The following is a 22,127-nucleotide window of genomic DNA, read 5'->3' as shown; positions in this document are numbered from 1 at the left end:
TTTTTGATACCTTTGCAGAACCTTTTTCCTTTTTCGGAAATGGCTGGTTTTTTTTTAAGCGGTCCATAGTTATCAGTTTTTGTTGACTCAAAATTAATCAGAATGTGGTACCTTTCATTCAGTATTTCTACCTAATTTGTATCTGATTATTTTGAACGATGTCACGGAAAGTCTTTATCGAAGAAGGTTCTAGAGAATTTTATTTTCACCTAATTTAGAATTATTTTAAATAAATAAAATAGATTTTAAAGTGCTATTTTTCCTATGAATTGCGTCTGAAAAAAAAATATTTTTTTTCTCTACTATGGTTTATTTAAAATCATTCTTAAGAAAACATTTCATAATTTTGATTGAGTGAAAAAGTTGATTTCCATATTGTTATTATCTTTGTATTTGGTCTCTACGACCGAAGTATATCAGCTTTTGAAAATTCCGGCCCTTATAGAGCATTATTGGGAACATAAGACATTAAATCCTGAAATGTCTCTTACTGCATTTTTGAAAACCCACTATGATCATCCTGTTAAAGATGGCGATTATAGTAAAGATCAGAAATTACCGTTCGTTATTCACAGTAACCCACTTTCATTGGTTTTTACTATCGGTCAAAGATTTATTTTTGATTTAAAAAATGTTGGTTTTAAACAAATGAAATCCCATAAAATTCCATCAAAAGATGAAGACTTTTGCTATAAAGGCTTTCTCAGTTCTGTTTGGGAGCCTCCAAGGTATTTATTCTCATAAATAGCATCAATTTATTTGGCTGTCATGCGGTCAAATCATCTTTTCTGGGGAAATTTTGCCTCAGTCATTATCAATCCGTATAAAATTTAAAATAATGAAAACAATCATATCAGCCATTATGATGGTTATGTTTTCTATGGGTATGAATGCTCAAAACCGTCTCGAAAACGCAAAGAAAGAAGCAATGGAAAACAAAGAACTTATATTGCTCAGTTTTTCAGGTTCAGACTGGTGTATTCCATGCATTAAACTTCATAAGAACATCATTGAAACAGAAGATTTCAGCAAGCTCCAATCAGATAAAATCATAGTGTATATCAATGCAGATTTTCCGAGAAATAAAAAAAATCAGCTTTCATCTGACATAAAAAAAGAAAATGCTTCACTGGCCGACCAATACAATCCAAAGGGATTATTTCCCTATACGCTTCTATTGAACAGTGATGGAAAAGTAGTAAAAAAATGGGAAGGTCTTCCGTCTGAAAATGCTTTGGCTTTCAGTAAAGAAATCAGGGATCTGCAGCAACAGCAAACTCGATAAAATGTTAAAAGAATTCAAAAGGGCTCAAAGGCTAATGGGCAATGCCTTTGAAATTACCGTTGTAGGTGATGATGAAAAAAAAGCTCATCAGCATATTGATGTGGCAATCAGGGAGATTCAGAGAATTGAGCAATTGCTCACAACTTTCAGTGAGGAAAGCCACACTCATCTTATCAATCAAAATGCTGGAATACAGCCGGTAAAAGTAGATTTGGAAGTGTTTGAGCTCATTGAAAGAAGTTTGAAGATCAGTAATATTACAGACGGATATTTTGATATTTCTTACGGAGGTATTGATAAAAGTTTCTGGAATTTCGACCGCGAAATGCAGCAGCTTCCTAATCCTGAACTGATCTTGGAGCATTTAAAACTGGTCAACTACAAAAATATTCACCTCGATCGGGAAAATCAGACCGTATTTCTTAAGGAAAAAGGAATGCGTATCGGGTTCGGTGGCATCGGAAAAGGATATGCTGCCGAAATGGCTAAAAGGCTGCTTCAGAAAGGCGGGGTAAGGTCCGGAATTGTTAATGCTTCCGGCGATCTGACAGCCTGGGGACACCAGGCGAATGGAAAGCCGTGGACCATTGGAATTGCTGATCCTGACAATGCAAAACAGCCATTTTCTTATATGACGATCACAGACAGGGCAGTGGCAACCTCGGGGAATTATGAAAAATTTGCTGTAATCAATGGTAAAAAATATTCCCATACCATCAATCCGAAATCGGGAATGCCGGTTTCTGGAGTTAAAAGTGTAACCATCTTTTGTCCAAATGCTGAAATTGCCGATGCAATGGCCACTCCTGTAAGTATTATGGGGATTGAAGCGGCATTACATCTGGTCAATCAGATCAATCACCTGGAATGTATCATCATTGATGAACAAAACCAGATTTATTCATCTCAAAACATTAATTTCAAATGAAAAAGTTTCTTATAAAAATAATCATAGGAATAGGTATGATGACGGCAATGGAGTCAATGCATTCCTGTACCATTGTAAAAGAATACGAAAAAAATAAACTGAATGATGCCGAAATGGCCCTGGGAAACAGAACCATTGAAAAAACAGAGCTGAGCTTTCAATCCTACAGAGAAGGATCTTCCGGAGCGAATTCCGGAAAAGTAGGTGGAGGATGCGGTTGTAACTAAAAAAAGGGATTATACAATTTAATTGTGATTTAAAATGAAAAAAATTATAATAAGTATTGTTGCTCTTTTTGGATTTTTCAATGCAAAAGCACAGCAGAATACCAACAGCGAACAGCCTAAGAAGCTTACGTTTGATGAAGCTAACTTAGTTTCAAGCTATTATCATCAGGATGGAAATAATTCAGCCGTAACGGGAGGAGTAGGTTCCGAAAAACTTACTGATATCTCCAATACCATCGATGTCACCATGGTGAAGTATGACAAAAAGGACAGGAAAAATAAATTTAATTTCAGTGTCGGAATAGATCATTATACTTCAGCATCCTCAGATATGATTGATCTTAAAGCCAATTCTTCAGCATCTCACTCAGACAATAGGATTTATCCTGCACTGACCTGGAGTCGGGAGAACGAAAGCAAGGGAACTACACTGATGGCCGGAGCTTCATTTTCAACAGAATTTGACTACCAGTCTTATGGTGCCAATATTGGTTTTTCACAGAAAACACCCAATAAAATGGGTGAATTTACAGCGAAGTTTCAGGCCTATCTGGATCAAGTAAAACTGGTGACTCCCATAGAATTAAGAACCGGGGGAAATACGGGAGGTGAACATGACAATTACGGAACAAGTGGCAGAAATACCTTTGCTCTTTCCTTATCTTATTCCCAGATTATTAATCATAATTTTCAGATCGAGTTGCTGGCAGATGGAGTTCAGCAGACCGGTTTTTTAAGCTTACCTTTCCACAGGGTTTATTTTACAGACAATTCGGTGCATCAGGAAGCATTACCGGATAAGAGATTTAAACTTCCACTAGGAATAAGAGCTAATTATTTTCTGGGAGATAAAGTGATTCTGAGAGCCTACTACCGCTATTATACTGATGACTGGGGATTAAAATCAAATACATTCAGTTTGGAAACTCCTGTGAAAATATCACCTTTCGTTTCAGTAAGTCCTTTTTACAGATACTATACCCAAACAGGGACCAAATATTTCGCTCCTTATCAGGAACATACCGCTTTCGATGACTATTATACAAGTAATTATGATCTGTCGAAGTTTGACAGTCATTTTTACGGGGCAGGAATTCGCTTTAGTCCGAAGAACGGGTTGTTTGGTGTTGAGCGTCTTACGATGCTGGAAATCCGGTATGGGCATTATACAAAATCTGTAGGAATGAAATCTGATATTATTTCATTAAATTTAAGGTTCAAATAGTAACCATGAAATTAGTAACCAGCATTTTAACTGCTTTAGTCTGCTCCGTTTTTTGCAACGGGCAGATGAAAGCAGATTCTTCTGCATCCTCAGTCCATGCTTTATCATACAATGACAAAGCCTATAAGCCCAGCTATAAGAAGCTGATCATACCGGCAGTTTTTATCGGATATGGTGTCGCAAGTTTACTTTCAGATGATCTTAAAAGCCTGAATAATTCTACCCGATATGAAATTGGAGAACATCAGCCTAAACACATCAAGCTGGATAATTATACCCAATATCTGCCGGCAGTTATGGTTTATGGATTTAATCTTGCAGGAATAAAAGGTAAGCACGGGTTGAAAGAAAGGACGATAATTTATGGAACATCCCAATTAATTTCTGCAGCATTCGTACTGCCTTTAAAACATCTGGTCAAAGAAGAACGCCCTGATGGTTCGAATTCACTTTCATTTCCGTCCGGACATACGGCAGCGGCTTTTTCATCAGCCCATTTTCTTTTCAGAGAGTATCAGGATGAAAACTTTTGGCTTTCGCTTGCCGGATATCCTGTGGCTGTTTTTACAGGCGTATACAGAACACTCAATAACAAGCATTGGGTAGGAGATGTGATAGCAGGTGCCGGATTTGGAATCTTAAGTACAGAATTGGCTTACTGGTTGTTTCCAACGGTAAATAAATTATTTACCAGCAAGGAATCTAAAAATATAACATTAATATATCCTGTTCTCGAATCCAAAAATTGGGGAGCAGGTATGGTTTTAAACTTTTAATATGCATCATCCATTAGAAAAACATTACGTTAATAGAGTAGGATGGCTTCGTGCCGCTGTTTTAGGGGCCAATGACGGTTTACTGTCAACGACGAGTATTGTGATTGGGGTTGCAGCTGCAGCACCTGAGCGCAATACCATTATCCTTGCTGCTTTGGCAGGAATGATTGCGGGAGCCATGTCCATGGCTGCAGGGGAATATGTCTCGGTAAGTTCACAGGAAGATACTGAGAAAGCTGATCTCCTGCGAGAGAAAAGAGAACTGGAAGAGATGCCCGAAATAGAATTAAAAGAACTCGCCAAAATCTATGAAAGAAGAGGCGTAAGTAAAGAAACGGCTTTGCAGGTTGCTCAGGATCTTACAGACCACGATGCTCTGGCAGCCCATGCTCATGATGAGTTGGGAATTAATGAAATTACTCAGGCAAAACCCTTACAGGCAGCGGTGGCTTCGTTTGGATCCTTTGCCTTGGGTGCATTATTGCCTTTTCTTGTTTCATTAGCCGCGCCAATTGGTCAGATGGTATACTTTCAATATGGATTTTCAATTGTTTTCCTGATGATTCTGGGCGCAATTTCTGCTAAAACAGGAGGCTCTAAAATAGGAATTGCAGTCCTGAGAATCTGTTTCTGGGGAACAGTTGCCATGGGAATTACTGCTTTGATAGGCCATTTTTTTGGAGTTACCGTGTCTTGATTACAAAAATGAAAAACCACCATGACTTCTGTTCTGGTGGTTTTCTTATATTTTATAGGAATTTATGCATCCATATCAAATCCGAGCAATAAAAGTAAAACTACAGCCAAAAGCAGAACCATTAAGAAATAAACGACATAGCCTATCAATGACCGAATCAACACATTAGTCCATGAAAGTTTATTGAAAAACTGTAAGTTTGTCCATAAAATTAAGCCAAAATCAATGATCATCAGTAAGCTCGTGATATTTTGTACAGATTTAGTGGAATTGAAAAAATAGAGTACAGGCAAAAACAAGATATGGACGATCAATCTCTGTGAAGCTTTAAATGATTCCAGAATGAAGATTTCATAAAAATTGTACTCACTTTTTTTTCTAAACGCCAGCGCCGTTGCTAAAGAGATAAGTGGGATAGTGATGAAAACAAACCAATAGTAATGTTCAAAAACCTTGTTATATAATTCGATTGAGGCTTTATCATCTGAAGTTAATAAATTGATAGTAAGAAGATGATAAATTAATGCGTAAATACCCGCCAGTACAAGAGAAAGACTGATTGGCCTGAAATGGCCCACGCGCTTGCCATCGATATATTCTTTGATGATAGAGCCGGGTTTAAGAAACATGCTCTTTCCGGAAAATACAATTCCTTTGTCATAGTGAAAGATTCCATGCTGAATGTCCTCCCATAGAAAATCCAGGTTGATTCTTGATGTTTTAGAAGACTGTCCGCAATGATTGCAAAAATTTCCTTCGAAATTATTTCCGCAATTTTTACATGTAATCATGAGGTTAATCGTATTTCGTTAGTTGTATATAGTAAACTTACTATTTTATTGATTAATTTCCAATGAAACAATTAATATGATTGATGAATAGTGATTGGAAGGCTCTTCAGAAGAATTCTAAAACAAAAAAAATATTTTTAAACTATTTCACAAATTGAATAATCTTGTCTATATCGGAATTTTTGTGCTCCTGATAGAGGTGAGCATGGAATTCATTCAGTTTTTTCAATATCTGTAACAGTTCATTTTTTTCTTCCTCTTCTAATTTTCCGGAAAGAATTTTAGAGGTAATATTTACTTTTTCAACCGATTGATGAAAAATTTCTTCGCCTTTTGGAGTAATGTTCAGCCTTTTGCTTCTCTTGTCTTCCATATCATTTTTTTCTTCAACCAAGCCGTATTCCAAAAGGCGTTTAATGATTTGCGTTCCGGTCTGTTTTTCGTGTCCGTTTCTTTCTATAAGCTGGATCTTCGTCAGATCACGCTCGTCTTTCAGCCGGTAAAGATACGTGAACTCTTCATTGGCAAGCTCCGGGAAATCTCCCAATCCTTTTCTGATCAGCTGCTTGGAGTATCTGCTGAGAAGCAGGACTTGTTTACAGATCTCATTCTCAGTAAATGAAACCTGATGCTTTTCATTTTTTAAAAGCTTGGTAGGACTTTCTTCCCTGTATTTTTTATCATTCATCCACCTACGGAAGTCGTCCACCTTAGAATTGGGTTTGCAGGCCTCCGAATTCTCAAAATCCTTCACTTGCAGGAGCAGATCAATAAAAAAATCAGTATTCATAATATAATTTGGGGTAAAGATATAAGTTTAGTTTTCCTGTTCAAAATTACAGCCTGATATTGCTCATTCCGCCATCTACTCCAAAGATCTGGCCTGTTATCCATGAAGCCTGATCAGAAAGTAGAAATGCGGTCATCTCTGCGATTTCTTCTGCACTTCCAATTCTTTGAAGCGGATGTCTTTTAGAGGAAGCCTCCCGCTTTTCCGGAGTCGAAAGAAGCTGTGATGCCAGGGAAGTATCTGTCAGAGAAGGAGCAATGGCATTCACTCTTATTTTCTGAGCAGCATATTCTGCTGCAAGACTTTTCGTAAGTCCTTCTACTGCATTTTTACTGGCAGAAACAGAAGCGTGAAAAGGCATTCCCAGTTTGGCCGCTACAGAGCTGTAGAGAACAATCGATGAATTTCCTGATTTTTTAAGATTCGGGAGGAGTTTCTGAATGCACTTAACCGCTCCAAGAACATTAATTTCAAAATCATGCTTAAAATCATCAGGCGTCAGGCGGTTGAATGGTTTAAGATTAATGGTTCCCGGGGCATACACCAACCCTTCTATGACTTCAGGGAAGTCAATGTTATCCAGATTTCCGGAGATGACGTCCATTTCATGAAACTCGATGTTAAGATTCTGTAATTCAGGGCTGCTGCTCCTTGAAATGCCTATGATATTTTGTTTTTCAGAGAGCAATTGTGCCGTGGCCAGCCCGATTCCTTTTCCGCATCCTATAATGACTGTATTTTTCATATTTTTAATAATGGGTTTTTAGTAAGTTCAAAACAGATTAAATGCTCCTTTGAATCTGCCAAAGAGACTCATCGTTTTGAAATTTTATTGTTACTGATCAATCGTTGTCTGGTACATTTGAACCGGTCGATTTCCGTACTCCTTTTTTTGCTGTGTTTCTGGCTTACTCCCGAGTTTACCCGTTTTCTCCAAAGTCTGAAACTTGAAGGTCTGAGCTCCGAACGCATCAGCTCAATCACTTCAGATTCGCGCATTTTAAACTGAAAATCAATCGCTTCAAACGGCGTTCGGTCTTCCCACGCCATTTCGATGATACGGTCTTTCTGTTCTACCGTTAAACTTTTTGTTTTTTGTTTTTCCGACATCTTTCGCTGCAATATTTAACTTCACTCCAGTTCTTTTTCCATTTTTTGCGCCAGTTGAATGGAAGGCCGCAGCTTTCACATATTTTTGATGGCAATCCGGATGGCATATCTTATGGTTTTATAAAATTCAGATAATGATTGATGACAACATCCTGCGCTTTCAGATCGTGCATCATATGATAGAGTCCGAAAAAAGTTCTGTTCAGATAAATAAAATGTCTTGATCCACGGTTGGTGTTCATTCCTTTTATGTTGCTGATCTTTGAATACCGCTGTCCGAGATCTGCAATTTCACGGAAAAACTCTTCATTGGAAAAATCAAATGTTTCCTGGTTGAAAGGCGTTGTAAACAGCTCAAGAAGTTCGTAAAACAACTGGGCGAAAAATTCTTTTTCTTCGTGACTGTCTTCATGACGCAGGATTTCAAGGGCATAAAGCTTTTCCCTGAATATTTGTGGATTTTTCAGGTTTTCCTCTTTAGCCAGCTCAAAGTAAGGGATATAAAAATCATCTGGAATTTCTTTGATACATCCGAAATCGATGACCAGTAATTGCTGATCTTCAGAAACCAGAAAATTTCCGGGATGCGGATCTGCATGTACTTTTTTCAAAACATGCATCTGATACATATAGAAATCCCACAACGTCTGCCCAATTTTGTTGAGGTCCTGCTGAGCATTGAGCTGACGGGTAAACTCAGACAGATGCAATCCGGACATCCAGTCCATGGTAATAATTTTTTCACAGGAATATTCCGGATAATAGGCTGGAAAAAGGATATTGGGAAGATGGCTGCAACTTTCAGAGAATTGCTGACTTCGTTCAAGTTCCAGATGATAATTGGTTTCTTCGTACAATTTATCTTCTACTTCCTGAAAATAGGATTCTGAACCTTCTTTTCTGATATTGAACATTTTCATGGCAATTGGTTTTACCATTTTCAGATCGCTGGAAATACTCTCACGGACGCCAGGATACTGTATTTTTACGGCAAGGTTTTGGCTGCCTTTTTTTGCTTTATGAACCTGTCCTATGCTTGCTGCATTCACCGACTCTGAAGAAAATTCATCAAAGAGATCTTCAGGATTTTTGCCAAAATATTTTCGGAAGGTTTTCTTCACCAAAGCTCCGGAAAGGGGCGGAACAGAAAACTGCGAAAGAGAAAATTTCTCTACATATTCTACCGGAAGCATATTTTTTTCCATACTCAGCATCTGGGCAACTTTCAGGGCAGAACCCTTAAGTTCTTTCAGAGAATCGTAGATGTCAGAAGCGTTATCCTGATTGAGGATTTTTCGTGCTTGTTCTTCGTCTTTGGTGATTTTATTTCCGTAGTATTTCAGGTAATTGGCACCCACTTTAGCTCCGGCTTTCAGCAGGCTGCCTGTTCTTTCTATCTTCCCTGTAGGTATTTTATCTAATGTTTTCATCCTAGCGTATTTTGAATTTTTCTTTCCACAAAAATTTCCCCAGATCAACCATTTTTCTCAACGGTTCATTGTCGATCAGTTCAAATCCTGTATCTACCGTTTTTTCTATGAAAAGATCTGTTTTTTCAAAATCCGGAGAGGTGTCTTTTTTCCAGAATTCTATACACGAAACCAAGTGAAGCCAAAGCACTTCCTGTCTTGATTTTTCGTTGAAATTCATGATGTTTTCTTTCGCTTTTTCAAAGATCTCCCAGGTGTTGAAATCAAGAGTTTTCATAAACTGGCGATGAGTTTCGCGGAGGTTCTGGAGGACTTTTATGTCTTGTATTTTTTCTTTTCCTAAAAGCATCAAAACCAATGATCTGTTCATCGTAAGGTTTTCAAAAAATATGAAATAGGTATTGAGCAGCCTCTCTTTGGCAGATATTTCTCCCGATTCACTGATTTCAGCGGTGAGATCCAGAGACTTCCTGAAAAGGTGATCCAGCATTTCTTTTTCAATTTGGTCAAAATTTGAAAAATAATGATAAAAGTCTTTTTCATCAAATCCGTTGTCCTTGGCAAAAAGATAGATGTTCTTGGGTCTCTCGCTGTGATTCAGGATATAGTCACCATAAAGCTCCAATATCATTTCGTGGGTAACCGCATTTTCTTCTTTCATGATAGAATTTATTTATGACAAAATTAGTAAATATTTTTACTTTTAATCAAAATAAAGTATAAATTTGTACTATGTAGATCATTTAAATAATAAATTATGTTGAAGATACAAGCACAGTCTCATATACCTACGGATTTTGGAATGTTTACGGTATACGCTTTTTCTGAAAATGAGGAAGACTGGAACCCTCATCTGGTTTGGGTTGCAGAAAATACAGATTTCAGCCGTACAGTTAATGTCCGTTTTCATTCCGAATGTATCACGGGTGAAGTGTTTCACTCCAAAAAATGTGAATGCGGGCAGCAACTTGATGCCGCCATGAAATTTATGTCTGAAAATGGAGGAATCATTATTTATCTCAGACAGGAGGGAAGAAATATTGGAATCATTAATAAGTTAAAAGCCTATGCTCTGCAGGAAGAAGGTTTTGATACTGTAGAAGCGAATTTAAAACTGGGCCTTCCTGCTGATGGCAGAAATTTTGATGTGGCTATAGAAATGCTTAAGATCTTAAAAGTAGATCATGTCAATTTACTCACCAACAATCCGGAAAAGCTGAAATCTCTCGAAAACACAGGAATCGTATTGGGCAAAAGGATTCCTTTGGAGATCGATTCCAATGAGGTGAATGAAGATTACCTGATCACCAAGAAAGACTATTTTGGCCATCTTCTTGAAAAACTGTAACAGGGAGCTTATAAGAAAGTAAAACGGACGGTTGCATAACCCTCATAATAAAGAACTCATGAAAAAAATATTGCTTACAGGAGCTACCGGATATATCGGCAAAAGAATGATAAGCGTTATTGCCGCACAGGGCTATAAAGTGGTCTGTTGTTGCAGGGATGCAAGCCGGTTTTCGAAAAGTCTGGATATCGATGAATCACTCATTGATGTCATTGAAGTAGATTTTCTGAAACCTGAAACACTTGGTACTATTCCTGAAGATATCTCCGGAGCTTATTATCTGATGCATTCCATGAGCAATATGGATGATTATGAGAATTCTGAAAAGATCTGTGCTGAAAATTTTGCACAGATTATAGAAAAAACGCAGTGTGAGCATATTGTGTATCTGTCGGGGCTGGTTAATGAAAAAGAATTATCCAGACACCTCAGTTCCAGATATCAGGTTGAAAAAACACTGATGGAATGTAAAGTTCCCGTTACCGTCCTTCGGGCGGGGATCATTATCGGATCAGGAAGTGCTTCTTTTGAAATCATCAGAGATCTGGTAGAAAAACTGCCTGTGATGGTTGCTCCAAGATGGCTCGATACAAAGTGTCAGCCTATAGGAATCGCCAATGTTCTGGATTTTCTGATATTTGTCTTGTTTAAAGAAGAGTCTTATCATAAAAGTTTTGATATTGGTTGTGATGATGTTCTGACCTACAAACAGATACTTTCCGAATATGCAAAAGTAAGAGGACTGAAAAGATATATTTACACATTACCGGTCATGACTCCCAAGCTTTCATCCTATTGGCTGTACTTTATCACTTCTACCTCATACAATCTTGCTTCAGCACTGGTAGGAAGTATGAAAATTGAAGTGATCTGCAGGCCTGAAAGTCTTTCTGAAATTAAAAGAATTACCGGAATTCAGCCTTTCTCCTATGAAACCGCTTTGCGAAGAACACTGGCTAAAATTCAGGCTAACGAAATTATTTCCAGCTGGAAGGACAGTTTCATCAGCAGCAGAAGAGATGCCAGTCTGAAAGAATTCATGGAAGTGCCTCATTTTGGATGTTTTACCGATCTTCGAAGTATCGCTTATGACGATCGTGAAAAATGTCTTGACAGGGTCTTTAGCCTTGGAGGTAATAATGGCTGGTACGGGCAGGGTTTGTGGAAGATCCGGGGGTTTCTTGATGTACTGGTTGGGGGTCCGGGACTGAGAAGAGGAAGAACACATCCGCAACGGCTTCATGAAGGCGATGCGCTGGATTTCTGGAGGGTGTTGTATGCTGACCGTACGGAAGGTAAATTGATTCTTTTTGCAGAAATGAAATTGCCCGGAGAAGCATGGCTTGTGTTTAAATTGTACAGAGGAAAACTTTGGCAGAAAGCGGTATTCAGACCTCATGGAATATCAGGAAGACTTTACTGGTATTCTGTTTTACCATTTCACGGAATTATATTTAAGGGGATGCTTAAAAAACTGGCTGGAGTACAATCAGGGTTCAGCAGCAATAACCTTAAGCAGGATATTTCGAAATTCAATGGCTAGCATTTTTAAAAAACGGCCGGTCTTATTTTTGATTTTAAAGCCTCAATCATTAACGGTTGAGGCTTTAATCAATTATTTAATGATTATCTTCTGACTGTAAGATTTCAGCTCACCTGATTTTAAAAGAAGGTAGTAAACTCCTGAAGGTATTTCTGAAATATCAATGCTGCTATCGTTGTTGACTGCTGCATTTTCCAATACTCTTCTTCCTTCTTCATTGATTATTTCTGCAGATATTTTTTTGTTGTTTAATCCATCAATAAAGATTTTTCCGGAAGCAGGATTGGGATAGATTCTGATTGGGCTCAACGCAGTATTTTCCTGAGTAGAAAGTGTGGATGTCTTGATTTTATATATTTTTCCGTTATTCACGGCAGCGACATACAATTCTTTCTGACTATCCTGTCCAAAGGTTGAAAAATTATTTCCCGTATAAGCCGGAGTCCAGGTAATGGAATTGTCAGGATTGAGCATACCGATCTGAGTGGAGCAGTAATCAGCGAAAAAGTATTTCCCTTGGAGGGAAGGGTAGAGATTTCCTCTGTAAACGTAGCCTCCCGTAACCGAACATTTACCTCCGGAATGATCATAAACAGAGACCGGAAAAGTCATGGTGCCGGATGCTGCACATCCTCCATTATTATACGTGCTGTTGCCTTCGTAGCAACGCCATCCGTAATTGATTCCTGACTGGGTGATCGGCATTCTGTTAATTTCTTCGATCTGGTTTTGTCCTACATCAGCAATCATCACATTCCCTGTGGTAAGATCAAAAGACCATTTCCATGCATTTCTAAGTCCGTAAGACCATATTTCGTCCGCTCCGGCAACTCCTGCACCGGCAAAAGGGTTTCCGGCAGGAATAGCATAAGGTCCTGTTGAATTCACATCGATCCGGAGCATTTTTCCCAGAAGAGAATTTTTATTTTGAGCATTGTTGTAAGGGTCTCCTCCATATCCTCCGTCACCGGTGACTACCCATAAATTTCCATCAGGGGCAAAATGAATGCTTCCACCGTTATGATTGTCAAATGGTTTGGGGATGTTCAGCAGAATTTTTTCGGTGGTAGGATCAGCAATATTCGGGTCTGAACTTACCGTATATCGGGCAACAATGATATTCCCTGCAGAATTGTTATAGTACACAAAAAAATAGCCGTTTGTTGCATATTGCGGATGGAAAGCCAGTCCCAAAAGTCCCCGTTCTCCTCCGTCAAAAAGAATCTTCGAACTGATGTTCAGGTAATTGGTGGGAACAATACTTCCATTGGGTTGTACAATTTTTATTATTCCATCCTGCTGTACCACAAACAGTCTGCTGTCGTTGGCATTGGTGATTTCAACGGGATTGTTAAATCCGCTTGCAAATTCTTCTAAATTAATACTTTGAGAATTAAAGATTAAAAAAGAAAAAAAACTTGCTGTAAAAAGTAGTTTTTTCATAATATTTTTGATGTTTAATAGCTGAATCTTGGATCATCCTTTGCTCCAATTAAAAAATTAACAAACCTTACAAACTAAAAGAGTCTATCTATCTATCTATCTATCTATCTATCGTCTAACAACTAAAGATCAGGGAATAATTTTTTCCATTTGGTGATTGTGTTTTTGCTCAATTTAAAATGCAGGGCCAGCTGATGATTGGTGTAATTATTTTTACGTTGATATTCTAAAATTTCACAGATCGTACTTTTGTCGTAGGATCGAAGCTGCTGATTGGATTTAAGAGTTTCTCTTCCGGCATTGGTAAATATCAGTGCATTTAACTTGAGAATATCCAGAATGGACAACTCACTTTTCTCCAAAATTTTCTGACAGAGTTCCCTTTTTTCAGGATGGTTTTTATTAATAATATCAGTGTAAATGCGTTTATAATCTGGTGACAAATTGTTCATTCCTTAGCAGTGTATTGGGTGGTTTTATAAGTGCTGTAATGATCTCAACGATGGATAACTATTCTTCTTTTTTATACTTGGTGATCCATTTGTGCAGGGTTGTTTTAGGAATTCTGTATTCCTCAATAACCTGATTTTTCGTTTTTTCGTTATTTTCTATCAATGCTACAATGAAATCTATTATTTCTTTTGTATAAATGTTTTTTCTGAATTGGGGTAAATGGCTAGCTTGTTTCTGAATTTTGCCCTCTGCAGAAGGAGGCGAAAACAAAATAAGGTGTTGAGAATAAATTCTGAAAAAATCATATTCCAGAAGTTTACTCCATCTTAGTACTGTTTTTGTGTCCAGGCTCTCAGATTCATACATTTCTTCAATAGCTTCTTCTGTATTTTCAAAAAAGTTGCAAATACGTTGGATATCAATATGTAGCTCTTCCTTTCTCTTTTTAATTAAATTACCAATATGGATGTGTTCAAAATTTTTCATAACCCTTCTAATTTAAATTTTAGCTCCTTAAAATCTCCAGCCGGAGCAGCAGGTGGATTCATGTAGTATAGGCAGGCTACCGGCTGAAGTACTTTGATCATTGTATTATAATCTGTTTTTAAGGTTTCCAGAAACTCCAGACTTTTCCGTTAAAAACCGCCAGCATTTTTTTCGTGGTATCAAAAACAATCATTCCGGCTGCGGGATTAATGATATTGAGATAAGGATTGGCGACTTTTGGTAAAATCATAGCTTTATTGGAGTCTTCCAATACCAGAATTCCTGGTGTCGGAGATCGTGTGCCGATAGCCACTTTTGCAGTGGTAATTTCAGCGGCTGAATTTTGGATTAAAACTCCATCTGTATTTGTTACAGGATCTACTGTTGAACCTGTGGTATCGATGGACAAGTCTTTCCAGGCAGAAGAATATTTTACCTTTATTTTATGATCAGAGAGATCGTAGACCATCGTTCCGTTCACCGCTCCTGTTACACTTGCTGCCGAACTTACCCACGGAAGGATCATCCCTCTGTTTGCAGTTCCGAATTCCAGAGATACGGAGGTATTGGTTATCGACGTTTTTCCTATGGCTACCTGAGCATTTACATTCCAGAACATAAGCAGGAATAGGATGGATAATAGACTTCTCATAATCATGTACTTTTTTCGTTGATTGTTTATAAAATATCCGGACATGTCTGGTTGTTGAAACACTTCCATCCTGAACCGTCATAGATACTCAGGCAATCCAGTGTGGTATCATATACCATCATTCCTTCTACCGGGATCAATGCATTTTTCTGAACTGTTGTTAATCGGTTGGGAACAAATCCTTTTGTCTTTGCTTCCAGGGCTGTCCATGCCCCTTTTCGGACTGCCGGCCAGTTTTCACTGCCTCTGGCTCTTCCCAGTGAGGTAATTCCCTGAAGGGTATTTAAAACTGTTCCTGAAGTAACTGATGGTTTATAGCAGATGCATGCGTTGATCAATGCATTTTGCGAAGATCCTGATCCTTGCCCCGCATCATTTCCAATATCAGCTATACCTCCTGAATTTACCGTGTTGGGTATTCCCTGAGCATTGACACAGGTACCTGCTGCACATAAATTCTCATTAGCTGCTACTGAACCTGTTCCTGCTGTCACAGATCCGCCGGCAGTTACCAGTAGGGAAGTGGTCACGTTTTCATCACCTTCTATAGCGTCTGCACAGCCATCATTATCGGAATCCAGATCCAGAAAGTCGGGTATACTGTCATTGTCTGTATCTGTTGAAAGGCAGGTGCCGAACTGAAAGTCTTCATAAGCGACCGTGGTGGTGGAAGTATCAGCGCCATAAATGTACACCCGGAATGTGTAGGTGGTATTAGGCAGTAATTTTACCGCGTTGAGCAAAGCTGTTGTTACCTTGTACTCATAACCTGATCCTGTACCGTCTACAACCTGAAAGTCCTGCACCAGTAATGTTCCTGCAGTCGAAAATCCATTGGTTGAGACTTCAACGCCCACTTTATAGTTGCCATTGTCATTCTGATCTCCCCATCCGAATTTTGAAAATTCTCTGTAACCTGTTAGTACAGCTGGTGTTGTAAAGCTGTATTGCGCGTAGTCATTACCTGCTTTTGCACCGGCTAAAGTAAGGGTGTTAACGCCTGTAATAAGCCAGCGGGAAAGAGTTCCTCCATTGGTGGAAGAAGTTAACCCTGTACTGAAGATAAAAGGGTTTGAACTATTGACAACCGCATTATTATGGGCTCCGCCATAGGTAATTGAGGCCGGATTATTAGGGGCTGATGCCCAAAAACCATCTTGGTTCTGAGTGGCAGTTGGAACATTTCCAAACCATCCGGCATCAAATAGAGAATTTGAGCAGTAGCCCTCGCTAACGTCCGGAATTCCGTCATTGTCGTCATCCAGATCTGTGATGTTGGTGATCCCGTCTCCATCACTGTCCTGTGCCCGAGCTTTACTCAATCCGGCAATACACAGTACAATAAAAAATGAAATAATTTTTTTTTTCATATGCTCTAATCATTGTTCATCCTGATACTTTTTTTACTTAAAATGCATCCCAGTCTATCGACAGTAATACGCCAGTATTTTTTAATCATTGAGATCAAAAATCAAGGATATCCGTCAATTGATGTTGGGAACTAAAATTTGGGATGGAATAAAAAAAGGTAGTGGAATAGAATTTTTTTCATCATTTATTCCATAGGTAAATGACCCTTTTCAGTATATGTGTTTTGTGAAATATTTTGTACAAAATAAACGTATCCGAAGAAATTATGAACCAAATATTAAGTTAATAGTTGTTAGCAGAAACAGTTGATTTTAAAACAAATTGTTAGCATTTTAATTGTAAGATATTGTTTTTAAGTGTGTTGTGTTTTATAAGTGTTAAATGTGAATTCATTAAAAATACTTGATTGTCAATTATTTTGTAATAATTGATTTATTTAGAATTTTATGTTGTCTGGTTGAGGTATGTGTGTAAAAAAATTAACTCTATGTGTTTTTATGGTATATAATTTTCTATTTTTGACTGGCTTGATCTTTATGCCATATTTTCAATATATTCGAAAAGCTTACGCCCGAAATTAAAATGAATCATTATGAAGACGCTGTTATCTATCTTTTGCTTCTTATGCATATCAATGTCTCCACGTCCTGAAGTTACGGGTAACGACTATTTTCATGAGTTAACAAAGGAGCTTAAACCTGTTGTTGATTATCCGGCTAAAATTTCTCAACTTCAGCAGCAAGAGCTCGGAAAATATAAAAAAAGTGGAGATGAACAATATCTTATAAGTTCAAAATATGTAGAGTTATTCTTATACCGGAATAATACAAATAAGCAAATTCCGCTTGTGTATGAACTGCTCAAACTGAATAATAACAGGTATGAATATATTTCGATGACCTCTTATTATAATGTATCCATTCAATTGGAAAAGACTTCTCCGGAGCTGGCAATGCATTTCATAGATGAAGCAATTATTTTTAATAAAACCTTAACCGCACTTCATTATAGCGGACATCTTTATCATATGAAAGGGAGGCTTTATTATAATAGTAAATCCTACACTTCTGCGCTGTACTATTTTAATAAAGCGTTAAAAAGCTTCAGGCCGGAAGATTACCTTTATACTGCTTCAATGCATAACAATTTTGGATTGACTTATGCTAAACTCAACAATATCGGGAAAGCGCTTCAGGAAACTCAAAAAGGCATAGATATTTTGGAAAGTAAAAACAACCCGACAAAAGAGGAGTCTGATTTTCTGATGGATATGAAGGGAAGTCTGGGGTTTTACTATTATCAGTTGAAAGATTATACGTCCGCTGAAAATTTGCTTACCGGAGAGTTTGAATATTGCAAAAACAAAAAAGAACTTTTTCCTCAACTGATTATCGCTTCTGAGAGACTTTATGATCTCTATGCTGTCACCGGGCAAAAAGCTGAACAGAGACAAATTGTCGATTACCTTCTCCATACTGAACCTTTGCTCACGGATACTTATCATAAGATTATGGTTAATGAAATTGTTCAGAAATACTATTCTGCAAACAATGATATTCAGCGTCTGAAAGAGGTATCAGGAAAGCTGGTTATGCTGAATCATGAATTTGATGATGAAAACAGCGAGAATATCCAGAAAACTTCAGATCTCTTAAATAAAAATGTTATTAAAAGCATTAATGAACGGTATGATTATGAGATTAAAATCCATCAGAAAAAGCAGTTTTTAACCCTGCTGATGTGTTGTCTGATCGTGATTACCATAGCGCTTATTGCATTAAACATCTGGACTACAAAGAAAAGCGAGAAGAAGGATGCTGAAAAACAAAGAGAAATTTTAGAAGCAAAAAAAAGAGTCCTTGAAAAAGACATCCTCTTTCAAAATGAAAAGATCAAAAACCTGCATCAGAATCTTAATTTAAAAATAGAAACCGAAAAAGCGTTTTTGCAGAACATAAAAAAGATAAAGAAATCTGCCGATGCGGATTCTGAACAAATTCTCCGTGACTTGCATCTGAAAGTGAGTAAACTGATCCAGATCGATAAGAAAAATGATGATTTCGTAAATGAAAGCAGCAATGAAAGTAAGATGTTTTTGGGAAAACTTGAAGTCCTTTATCCGGTTTTAACCAAAAGAGAACTGAAACTCTGTACTTATTTTAGAATGAATCTTTCCTCAAAAGAAATATCAGCTCTTGAAGATACTACGACTGCGACCATCCGAGTGTACAAAACAAGAATAAAAAGCAAGGTCGGACTGGGAAGACAGGATAATTTAGTCACTTTTCTTAACAGCATATAAATTTTTAACGGTGATCCATGTTAAAGTTTAAACCTTGATATGAATATTTTCTGAATAATTTGCATGAGAAAAGCTTATTAAATGATGAATAAAATGATCCTTTCGTTCTCCTAAGGTGAAGTTAATAACTTGTTTTTCAGCGTTTAGGTATTTTTCTTTTATCTGTTTATAAAATCTGCACTCAATTACAATTTAAAATTTAGTTCATTTATAATCTTTATTTTGTTTTAATTAGTATATTTGTGTACTAATTGTTAATAAGATGAATTATTCAGTCGTAAAAGATGTTATCAGATTGCTTGAGGAATTTGATGAAGAGAATAAGATGAATTCTTACCCTTCGGATGTTGAAGGCTTTAAGGCATGGTTAAGCGGAAAGGAGCCTCTGGCGCTAAACAATCAAACAGATGAACCCTATTGGGCTGGTAAAGAGAGTGGTAGGAGTCCTGAAAGCGCCATCAGTACTTCACTGGTTCATTTGAACAGGTATGCCAAATCGTATTCAAAATCAGCTATCATCGATTCAGAATTTGCGACGCAGGAAGACTTTATTTATCTGATTAATTTAAAAACATTCGGCGCCATGACTAAAATGGAGCTTATTAAGAAGAATGTTCACGAAAAGTCTGTGGGAATGTTGATCATCAACAGGCTTATCAATCTGGGCTTGGTAGAACAGTCGGATTCTGATACCGATAAAAGAACTAAAATTATAAAGATCACCAATTCAGGTATCAGATCTTTGGAAAATCAGATGAGAAAGATAAGAACGGCAACAAACATTGTGGCCGGAGATCTTAGTTATTCTGAAAAAATGCAGTTGATCCGTATTCTGGACAAACTTGAAAAATTTCACCAGCCGATATTCAACCGCAATATTGATGCTAAAAACCTTATTGATATCATCAGTAAAGAGTATTCATTCATAAAAAATTGATCATGAACAAAAAAATAGCCGTCATTGGTTCAGGCTTTTCTGGCTTATCTGCAGCTTCCTATTTAGCAAAAGAGGGAAATGAAGTACACGTGTTTGAAAAAAACAGTGGGGTAGGTGGCAGAGCAAGACAGTTTCGTACTGAGGAAGGTTATGTTTTTGATATGGGCCCGAGTTGGTATTGGATGCCGGATATTATTGAGGCATTTTTTGAGGATTTTGGAAAAAAGTCATCTGATTTTTATGAGCTGATTCCGCTGGATCCTCAGTTTGAAATGGTATTTTCAGACGGTGTGATGAATATTCCGGACCGTTATGAGGAAATGAGGGTTTTATTTGAAAGCATGGAAAAGGGAGCCGGAAAAAAGCTTGATGACTTCATGAAAGATGCTCAGATCAAATATGAAATCGGCATGAAAGAGTTTGTGAATAAACCCTGCCACTCATGGTTGGAGTTTGTTTCACCCAAAATGGCAAAGAATGCCCTGAAGTTGGATTTACTTACCAATTTCAGCCAGTTTGTAAGAAAGTATTTCAGTCATCCCAAACTGATTATGCTGATGGAATTTCCCGTGATTTTTCTGGGCGCGGCACCAAAAAATATTCCTGCATTATACAGTCTGATGAATTATGGAGGTTATAAATTGGGAACCTGGTATCCGATGGGTGGTTTTTCAAAAGTGACCGAAGCAATGATGCAGATTGCAGCAGAACAGGGTGCTCATTTTCACTTTAACTCAAATGTTGAAAAAATAACAGTTGAAAACGATAAAGCCAATGCTTTGGTAGTGAATGGAGAAGTCCTGAAGTTTGATTTTGTCATTGCTTCGTCCGATTATCATCATACAGAAAGTCAGCTTCTTCCTGAGCAGTATAGAAACTACAAGCCATCTTATTGGGAGAAAAAAACATTTGCTCCGTCATGTCTTATTTATTATCTTGGAATCAAAGGGAAAGTGCCTCATTTGAAGCATCACACCCTTTTCTTTGAAAATGATCTGGAACTTCATACCCACGAAATTTATGAAGATAAAAAATGGCCTACAAAGCCTTTGTTTTATGCGTGTTGCCCATCGAAAACAGATCAAGGCACCGCTCCCGAAAACTGTGAGAATGTTTTTTTATTGATGCCGGTAGCTCCCGGAATAGAAGATTCTGAGGGAATGAGAGAAAAATATTTTAACGAGATGATCGCAAGATTGGAAAAACATACAGGAACTTCAGATCTTATTTCAAAAATTGAATATAAAAGAAGCTATTGCATTAATGACTTTCAACAAGATTATAATGCCTATAAAGGCAATGCATATGGTCTTGCCAATACCTTATCACAAACGGCCGTTTTAAAGCCTTCCATCCGGAATAAAAAGATAAAGAATCTCTTGTATACAGGCCAGCTTACTGTTCCTGGTCCGGGAGTTCCACCCTCTATTATTTCAGGAAAAATAGCAGCTAACGAAGCCAGTAAAATTTATTAATTATGAAAAAATTGTTTGACGACCTTTCTTACAAAGTGAGCAGAGAAGCAACTAAACAATACAGCACAAGTTTTTCTCTGGGAATAATGGCGCTTTCCCCTAAAATCAGAAATCCGATCTATGCCGTTTACGGGTATGTCCGTCTTGCCGACGAAATTGTAGACAGCTTTCATGATTATGATAAACATAAACTTTTATCAAGATACAAAGCGGAAACTTTCGAAGCGCTGGAAGAAAAAATCTCCCTGAATCCGATTTTGCAGTCGTTTCAGGAAACGGTGCACCGGTACAAAATTGATTACAGTCTGATCCATCAGTTTCTGAAAAGTATGGAAATGGATCTGCAGAAAATTGATTATAATTCAGAATTATATAAAGAATACATTGTAGGGTCTGCTGAAGTGGTGGGTCTGATGTGTCTTCATGTCTTTACAGAAGGAAATACGGAAGAATTTGAGAAGTTGAAACCCTATGCCATGATTCTCGGGTCTGCGTTTCAGAAAGTTAATTTTCTCCGGGATATGAAAGATGACTATCAGGTTTTGGGACGTTGCTATTTTCCGAATGTTGATATTTCCTATTTTGACAATACCGTGAAATCTCATATTGAAAAAGAGATTGAAGAAGAATTTAAAACGGCTTTGGAGGGGATCAAAAAACTTCCCGGTTCCGCGAGGTTCGGAGTCTATCTCGCTTATCGTTATTATGTTTCGTTGTTCCGGAAAATCAAGCGAACTTCTGCCAGCAATATGATTAACCAGAGAATAAGGATATCCAACGGAAAAAAATTATCTTTAATGATGAGCAGTTATGTACAGTATAAAGCATCGCTTCTGTAAGCTCACGAACATCTAAATC

25 protein-coding genes are annotated in these 22,127 nt (G+C 37.6%); 13 read left to right on the top strand and 12 right to left on the bottom strand.

The features are described from left to right. The first annotated feature begins 354 nt into the window (after positions 1 to 354). The 7 genes from BUC06_RS08695 (at position 355) to BUC06_RS08665 (ending at position 5,138) form a co-directional block, all read left to right on the top strand. The gene (locus BUC06_RS08695; RefSeq protein ID WP_073332567.1) at positions 355 to 744 is read left to right on the top strand and encodes a hypothetical protein; all 390 of its coding nucleotides are present in this window, start codon (positions 355 to 357) and stop codon (positions 742 to 744) included. 94 nt (positions 745 to 838) lie between these two features. Next, positions 839 to 1,285, top strand: coding sequence for a thioredoxin family protein (locus BUC06_RS08690; protein ID WP_073332564.1), 447 nt, complete (start codon positions 839 to 841; stop codon positions 1,283 to 1,285). A gap of 1 nt (position 1,286) precedes the next feature. Beyond that, entirely contained in the window at positions 1,287 to 2,213 is a 927-nt protein-coding gene (locus BUC06_RS08685; protein ID WP_073332562.1) for an FAD:protein FMN transferase, read from the top strand. Beyond that, positions 2,210 to 2,440 (top strand): DUF4266 domain-containing protein, encoded by a 231-nt coding sequence (locus BUC06_RS08680; protein WP_073332559.1) that lies wholly within the window; start codon positions 2,210 to 2,212, stop codon positions 2,438 to 2,440. Before BUC06_RS08685 ends, BUC06_RS08680 begins: the two co-directional genes overlap by 4 nt. A 34-nt stretch (positions 2,441 to 2,474) precedes the next feature. Continuing rightward, positions 2,475 to 3,665, top strand: a complete 1,191-nt coding sequence (locus tag BUC06_RS08675; protein ID WP_073332557.1) for a DUF3570 domain-containing protein — start codon at positions 2,475 to 2,477, stop codon at positions 3,663 to 3,665. A 5-nt stretch (positions 3,666 to 3,670) separates the two neighbouring features. Continuing rightward, a complete protein-coding gene (locus BUC06_RS08670; RefSeq protein ID WP_073332555.1) occupies positions 3,671 to 4,441 on the top strand; it encodes a phosphatase PAP2 family protein in 771 nt (256 codons plus the stop codon). Position 4,442: 1 nt separating this feature from the next. Next, entirely contained in the window at positions 4,443 to 5,138 is a 696-nt protein-coding gene (locus BUC06_RS08665) for a VIT1/CCC1 transporter family protein (protein ID WP_073332553.1), read from the top strand. A gap of 62 nt (positions 5,139 to 5,200) precedes the next feature. On the opposite strand, the gene BUC06_RS08660 is transcribed toward BUC06_RS08665, so the two are convergent. The 7 genes from BUC06_RS08660 to BUC06_RS08630 form a co-directional block, all read right to left on the bottom strand. Beyond that, positions 5,201 to 5,929, bottom strand: a complete 729-nt coding sequence (locus BUC06_RS08660) for a DUF3667 domain-containing protein (protein ID WP_073332551.1) — start codon at positions 5,927 to 5,929, stop codon at positions 5,201 to 5,203. 142 nt (positions 5,930 to 6,071) lie between these two features. Then, on the bottom strand, positions 6,072 to 6,719 hold the full coding sequence (locus BUC06_RS08655; protein ID WP_073332548.1) for a MarR family winged helix-turn-helix transcriptional regulator: 648 nt from the start codon (positions 6,717 to 6,719) through the stop codon (positions 6,072 to 6,074). Between the two features lie 46 nt (positions 6,720 to 6,765). Then, complete coding sequence (locus tag BUC06_RS08650; protein ID WP_073332546.1) at positions 6,766 to 7,464, bottom strand: SDR family NAD(P)-dependent oxidoreductase; 699 nt, start codon at positions 7,462 to 7,464, stop codon at positions 6,766 to 6,768. A gap of 68 nt (positions 7,465 to 7,532) precedes the next feature. Continuing rightward, positions 7,533 to 7,829, bottom strand: coding sequence for a TIGR03643 family protein (locus tag BUC06_RS08645; RefSeq protein WP_073332543.1), 297 nt, complete (start codon positions 7,827 to 7,829; stop codon positions 7,533 to 7,535). Further along, entirely contained in the window at positions 7,799 to 7,936 is a 138-nt protein-coding gene (locus BUC06_RS08640) for a DUF2256 domain-containing protein (RefSeq protein ID WP_073332541.1), read from the bottom strand. The genes BUC06_RS08645 and BUC06_RS08640 overlap by 31 nt, the downstream gene beginning before the upstream one ends. A gap of 3 nt (positions 7,937 to 7,939) precedes the next feature. Next, the gene (locus BUC06_RS08635) at positions 7,940 to 9,259 is read right to left on the bottom strand and encodes an ABC1 kinase family protein (protein ID WP_073332538.1); all 1,320 of its coding nucleotides are present in this window, start codon (positions 9,257 to 9,259) and stop codon (positions 7,940 to 7,942) included. A 1-nt stretch (position 9,260) separates the two neighbouring features. Beyond that, positions 9,261 to 9,920, bottom strand: a complete 660-nt coding sequence (locus BUC06_RS08630; RefSeq protein ID WP_073332536.1) for a hypothetical protein — start codon at positions 9,918 to 9,920, stop codon at positions 9,261 to 9,263. Between the two features lie 96 nt (positions 9,921 to 10,016). Here BUC06_RS08630 and ribA point away from each other — a divergent pair, with 96 nt between their 5' ends. Beyond that, positions 10,017 to 10,607, top strand: coding sequence for a GTP cyclohydrolase II (gene ribA / locus BUC06_RS08625; protein WP_073332533.1), 591 nt, complete (start codon positions 10,017 to 10,019; stop codon positions 10,605 to 10,607). 58 nt (positions 10,608 to 10,665) lie between these two features. Continuing rightward, positions 10,666 to 12,150 (top strand): SDR family oxidoreductase, encoded by a 1,485-nt coding sequence (locus BUC06_RS08620; RefSeq protein WP_073332531.1) that lies wholly within the window; start codon positions 10,666 to 10,668, stop codon positions 12,148 to 12,150. A 72-nt stretch (positions 12,151 to 12,222) separates the two neighbouring features. Here the strand turns inward: BUC06_RS08620 and BUC06_RS08615 are convergent, their stop codons facing one another. From BUC06_RS08615 to BUC06_RS08595, 5 genes are all read right to left on the bottom strand, one after another. Further along, positions 12,223 to 13,593: a PQQ-dependent sugar dehydrogenase gene (locus tag BUC06_RS08615; protein ID WP_073332528.1), complete on the bottom strand. Its 1,371-nt coding sequence runs from the start codon at positions 13,591 to 13,593 to the stop codon at positions 12,223 to 12,225. Positions 13,594 to 13,715: 122 nt separating this feature from the next. Then, entirely contained in the window at positions 13,716 to 14,045 is a 330-nt protein-coding gene (locus tag BUC06_RS08610; protein ID WP_073332526.1) for a helix-turn-helix domain-containing protein, read from the bottom strand. A gap of 58 nt (positions 14,046 to 14,103) precedes the next feature. Continuing rightward, a complete protein-coding gene (locus BUC06_RS08605) occupies positions 14,104 to 14,532 on the bottom strand; it encodes a transposase (RefSeq protein WP_073332523.1) in 429 nt (142 codons plus the stop codon). Positions 14,533 to 14,650: 118 nt separating this feature from the next. Continuing rightward, positions 14,651 to 15,184, bottom strand: a complete 534-nt coding sequence (locus BUC06_RS08600) for a hypothetical protein (protein WP_083564036.1) — start codon at positions 15,182 to 15,184, stop codon at positions 14,651 to 14,653. Positions 15,185 to 15,210: 26 nt separating this feature from the next. Further along, complete coding sequence (locus BUC06_RS08595) at positions 15,211 to 16,554, bottom strand: thrombospondin type 3 repeat-containing protein (RefSeq protein ID WP_073332518.1); 1,344 nt, start codon at positions 16,552 to 16,554, stop codon at positions 15,211 to 15,213. A 593-nt stretch (positions 16,555 to 17,147) separates the two neighbouring features. Here BUC06_RS08595 and BUC06_RS08590 point away from each other — a divergent pair. The 4 genes from BUC06_RS08590 (at position 17,148) to BUC06_RS08575 (ending at position 22,108) form a co-directional block, all read left to right on the top strand. Then, a complete protein-coding gene (locus BUC06_RS08590; RefSeq protein ID WP_073332515.1) occupies positions 17,148 to 18,857 on the top strand; it encodes a hypothetical protein in 1,710 nt (569 codons plus the stop codon). A gap of 262 nt (positions 18,858 to 19,119) precedes the next feature. Beyond that, positions 19,120 to 19,794, top strand: coding sequence for a MarR family winged helix-turn-helix transcriptional regulator (locus tag BUC06_RS08585; RefSeq protein ID WP_073332513.1), 675 nt, complete (start codon positions 19,120 to 19,122; stop codon positions 19,792 to 19,794). A gap of 2 nt (positions 19,795 to 19,796) precedes the next feature. Beyond that, positions 19,797 to 21,269: a phytoene desaturase family protein gene (locus tag BUC06_RS08580; RefSeq protein ID WP_073332510.1), complete on the top strand. Its 1,473-nt coding sequence runs from the start codon at positions 19,797 to 19,799 to the stop codon at positions 21,267 to 21,269. 2 nt (positions 21,270 to 21,271) lie between these two features. Beyond that, a complete protein-coding gene (locus BUC06_RS08575; protein WP_073332507.1) occupies positions 21,272 to 22,108 on the top strand; it encodes a phytoene/squalene synthase family protein in 837 nt (278 codons plus the stop codon). Positions 22,109 to 22,127 lie beyond the last annotated feature (19 nt).

Source organism: Chryseobacterium carnipullorum (genome assembly GCF_900142785.1).
GTDB classification, from domain to species: Bacteria; Bacteroidota; Bacteroidia; order Flavobacteriales; family Weeksellaceae; genus Chryseobacterium; species Chryseobacterium carnipullorum.
Note: the sequence above shows the minus strand (reverse complement) of the source record. Positions and strands in the feature narration are given on the sequence as shown.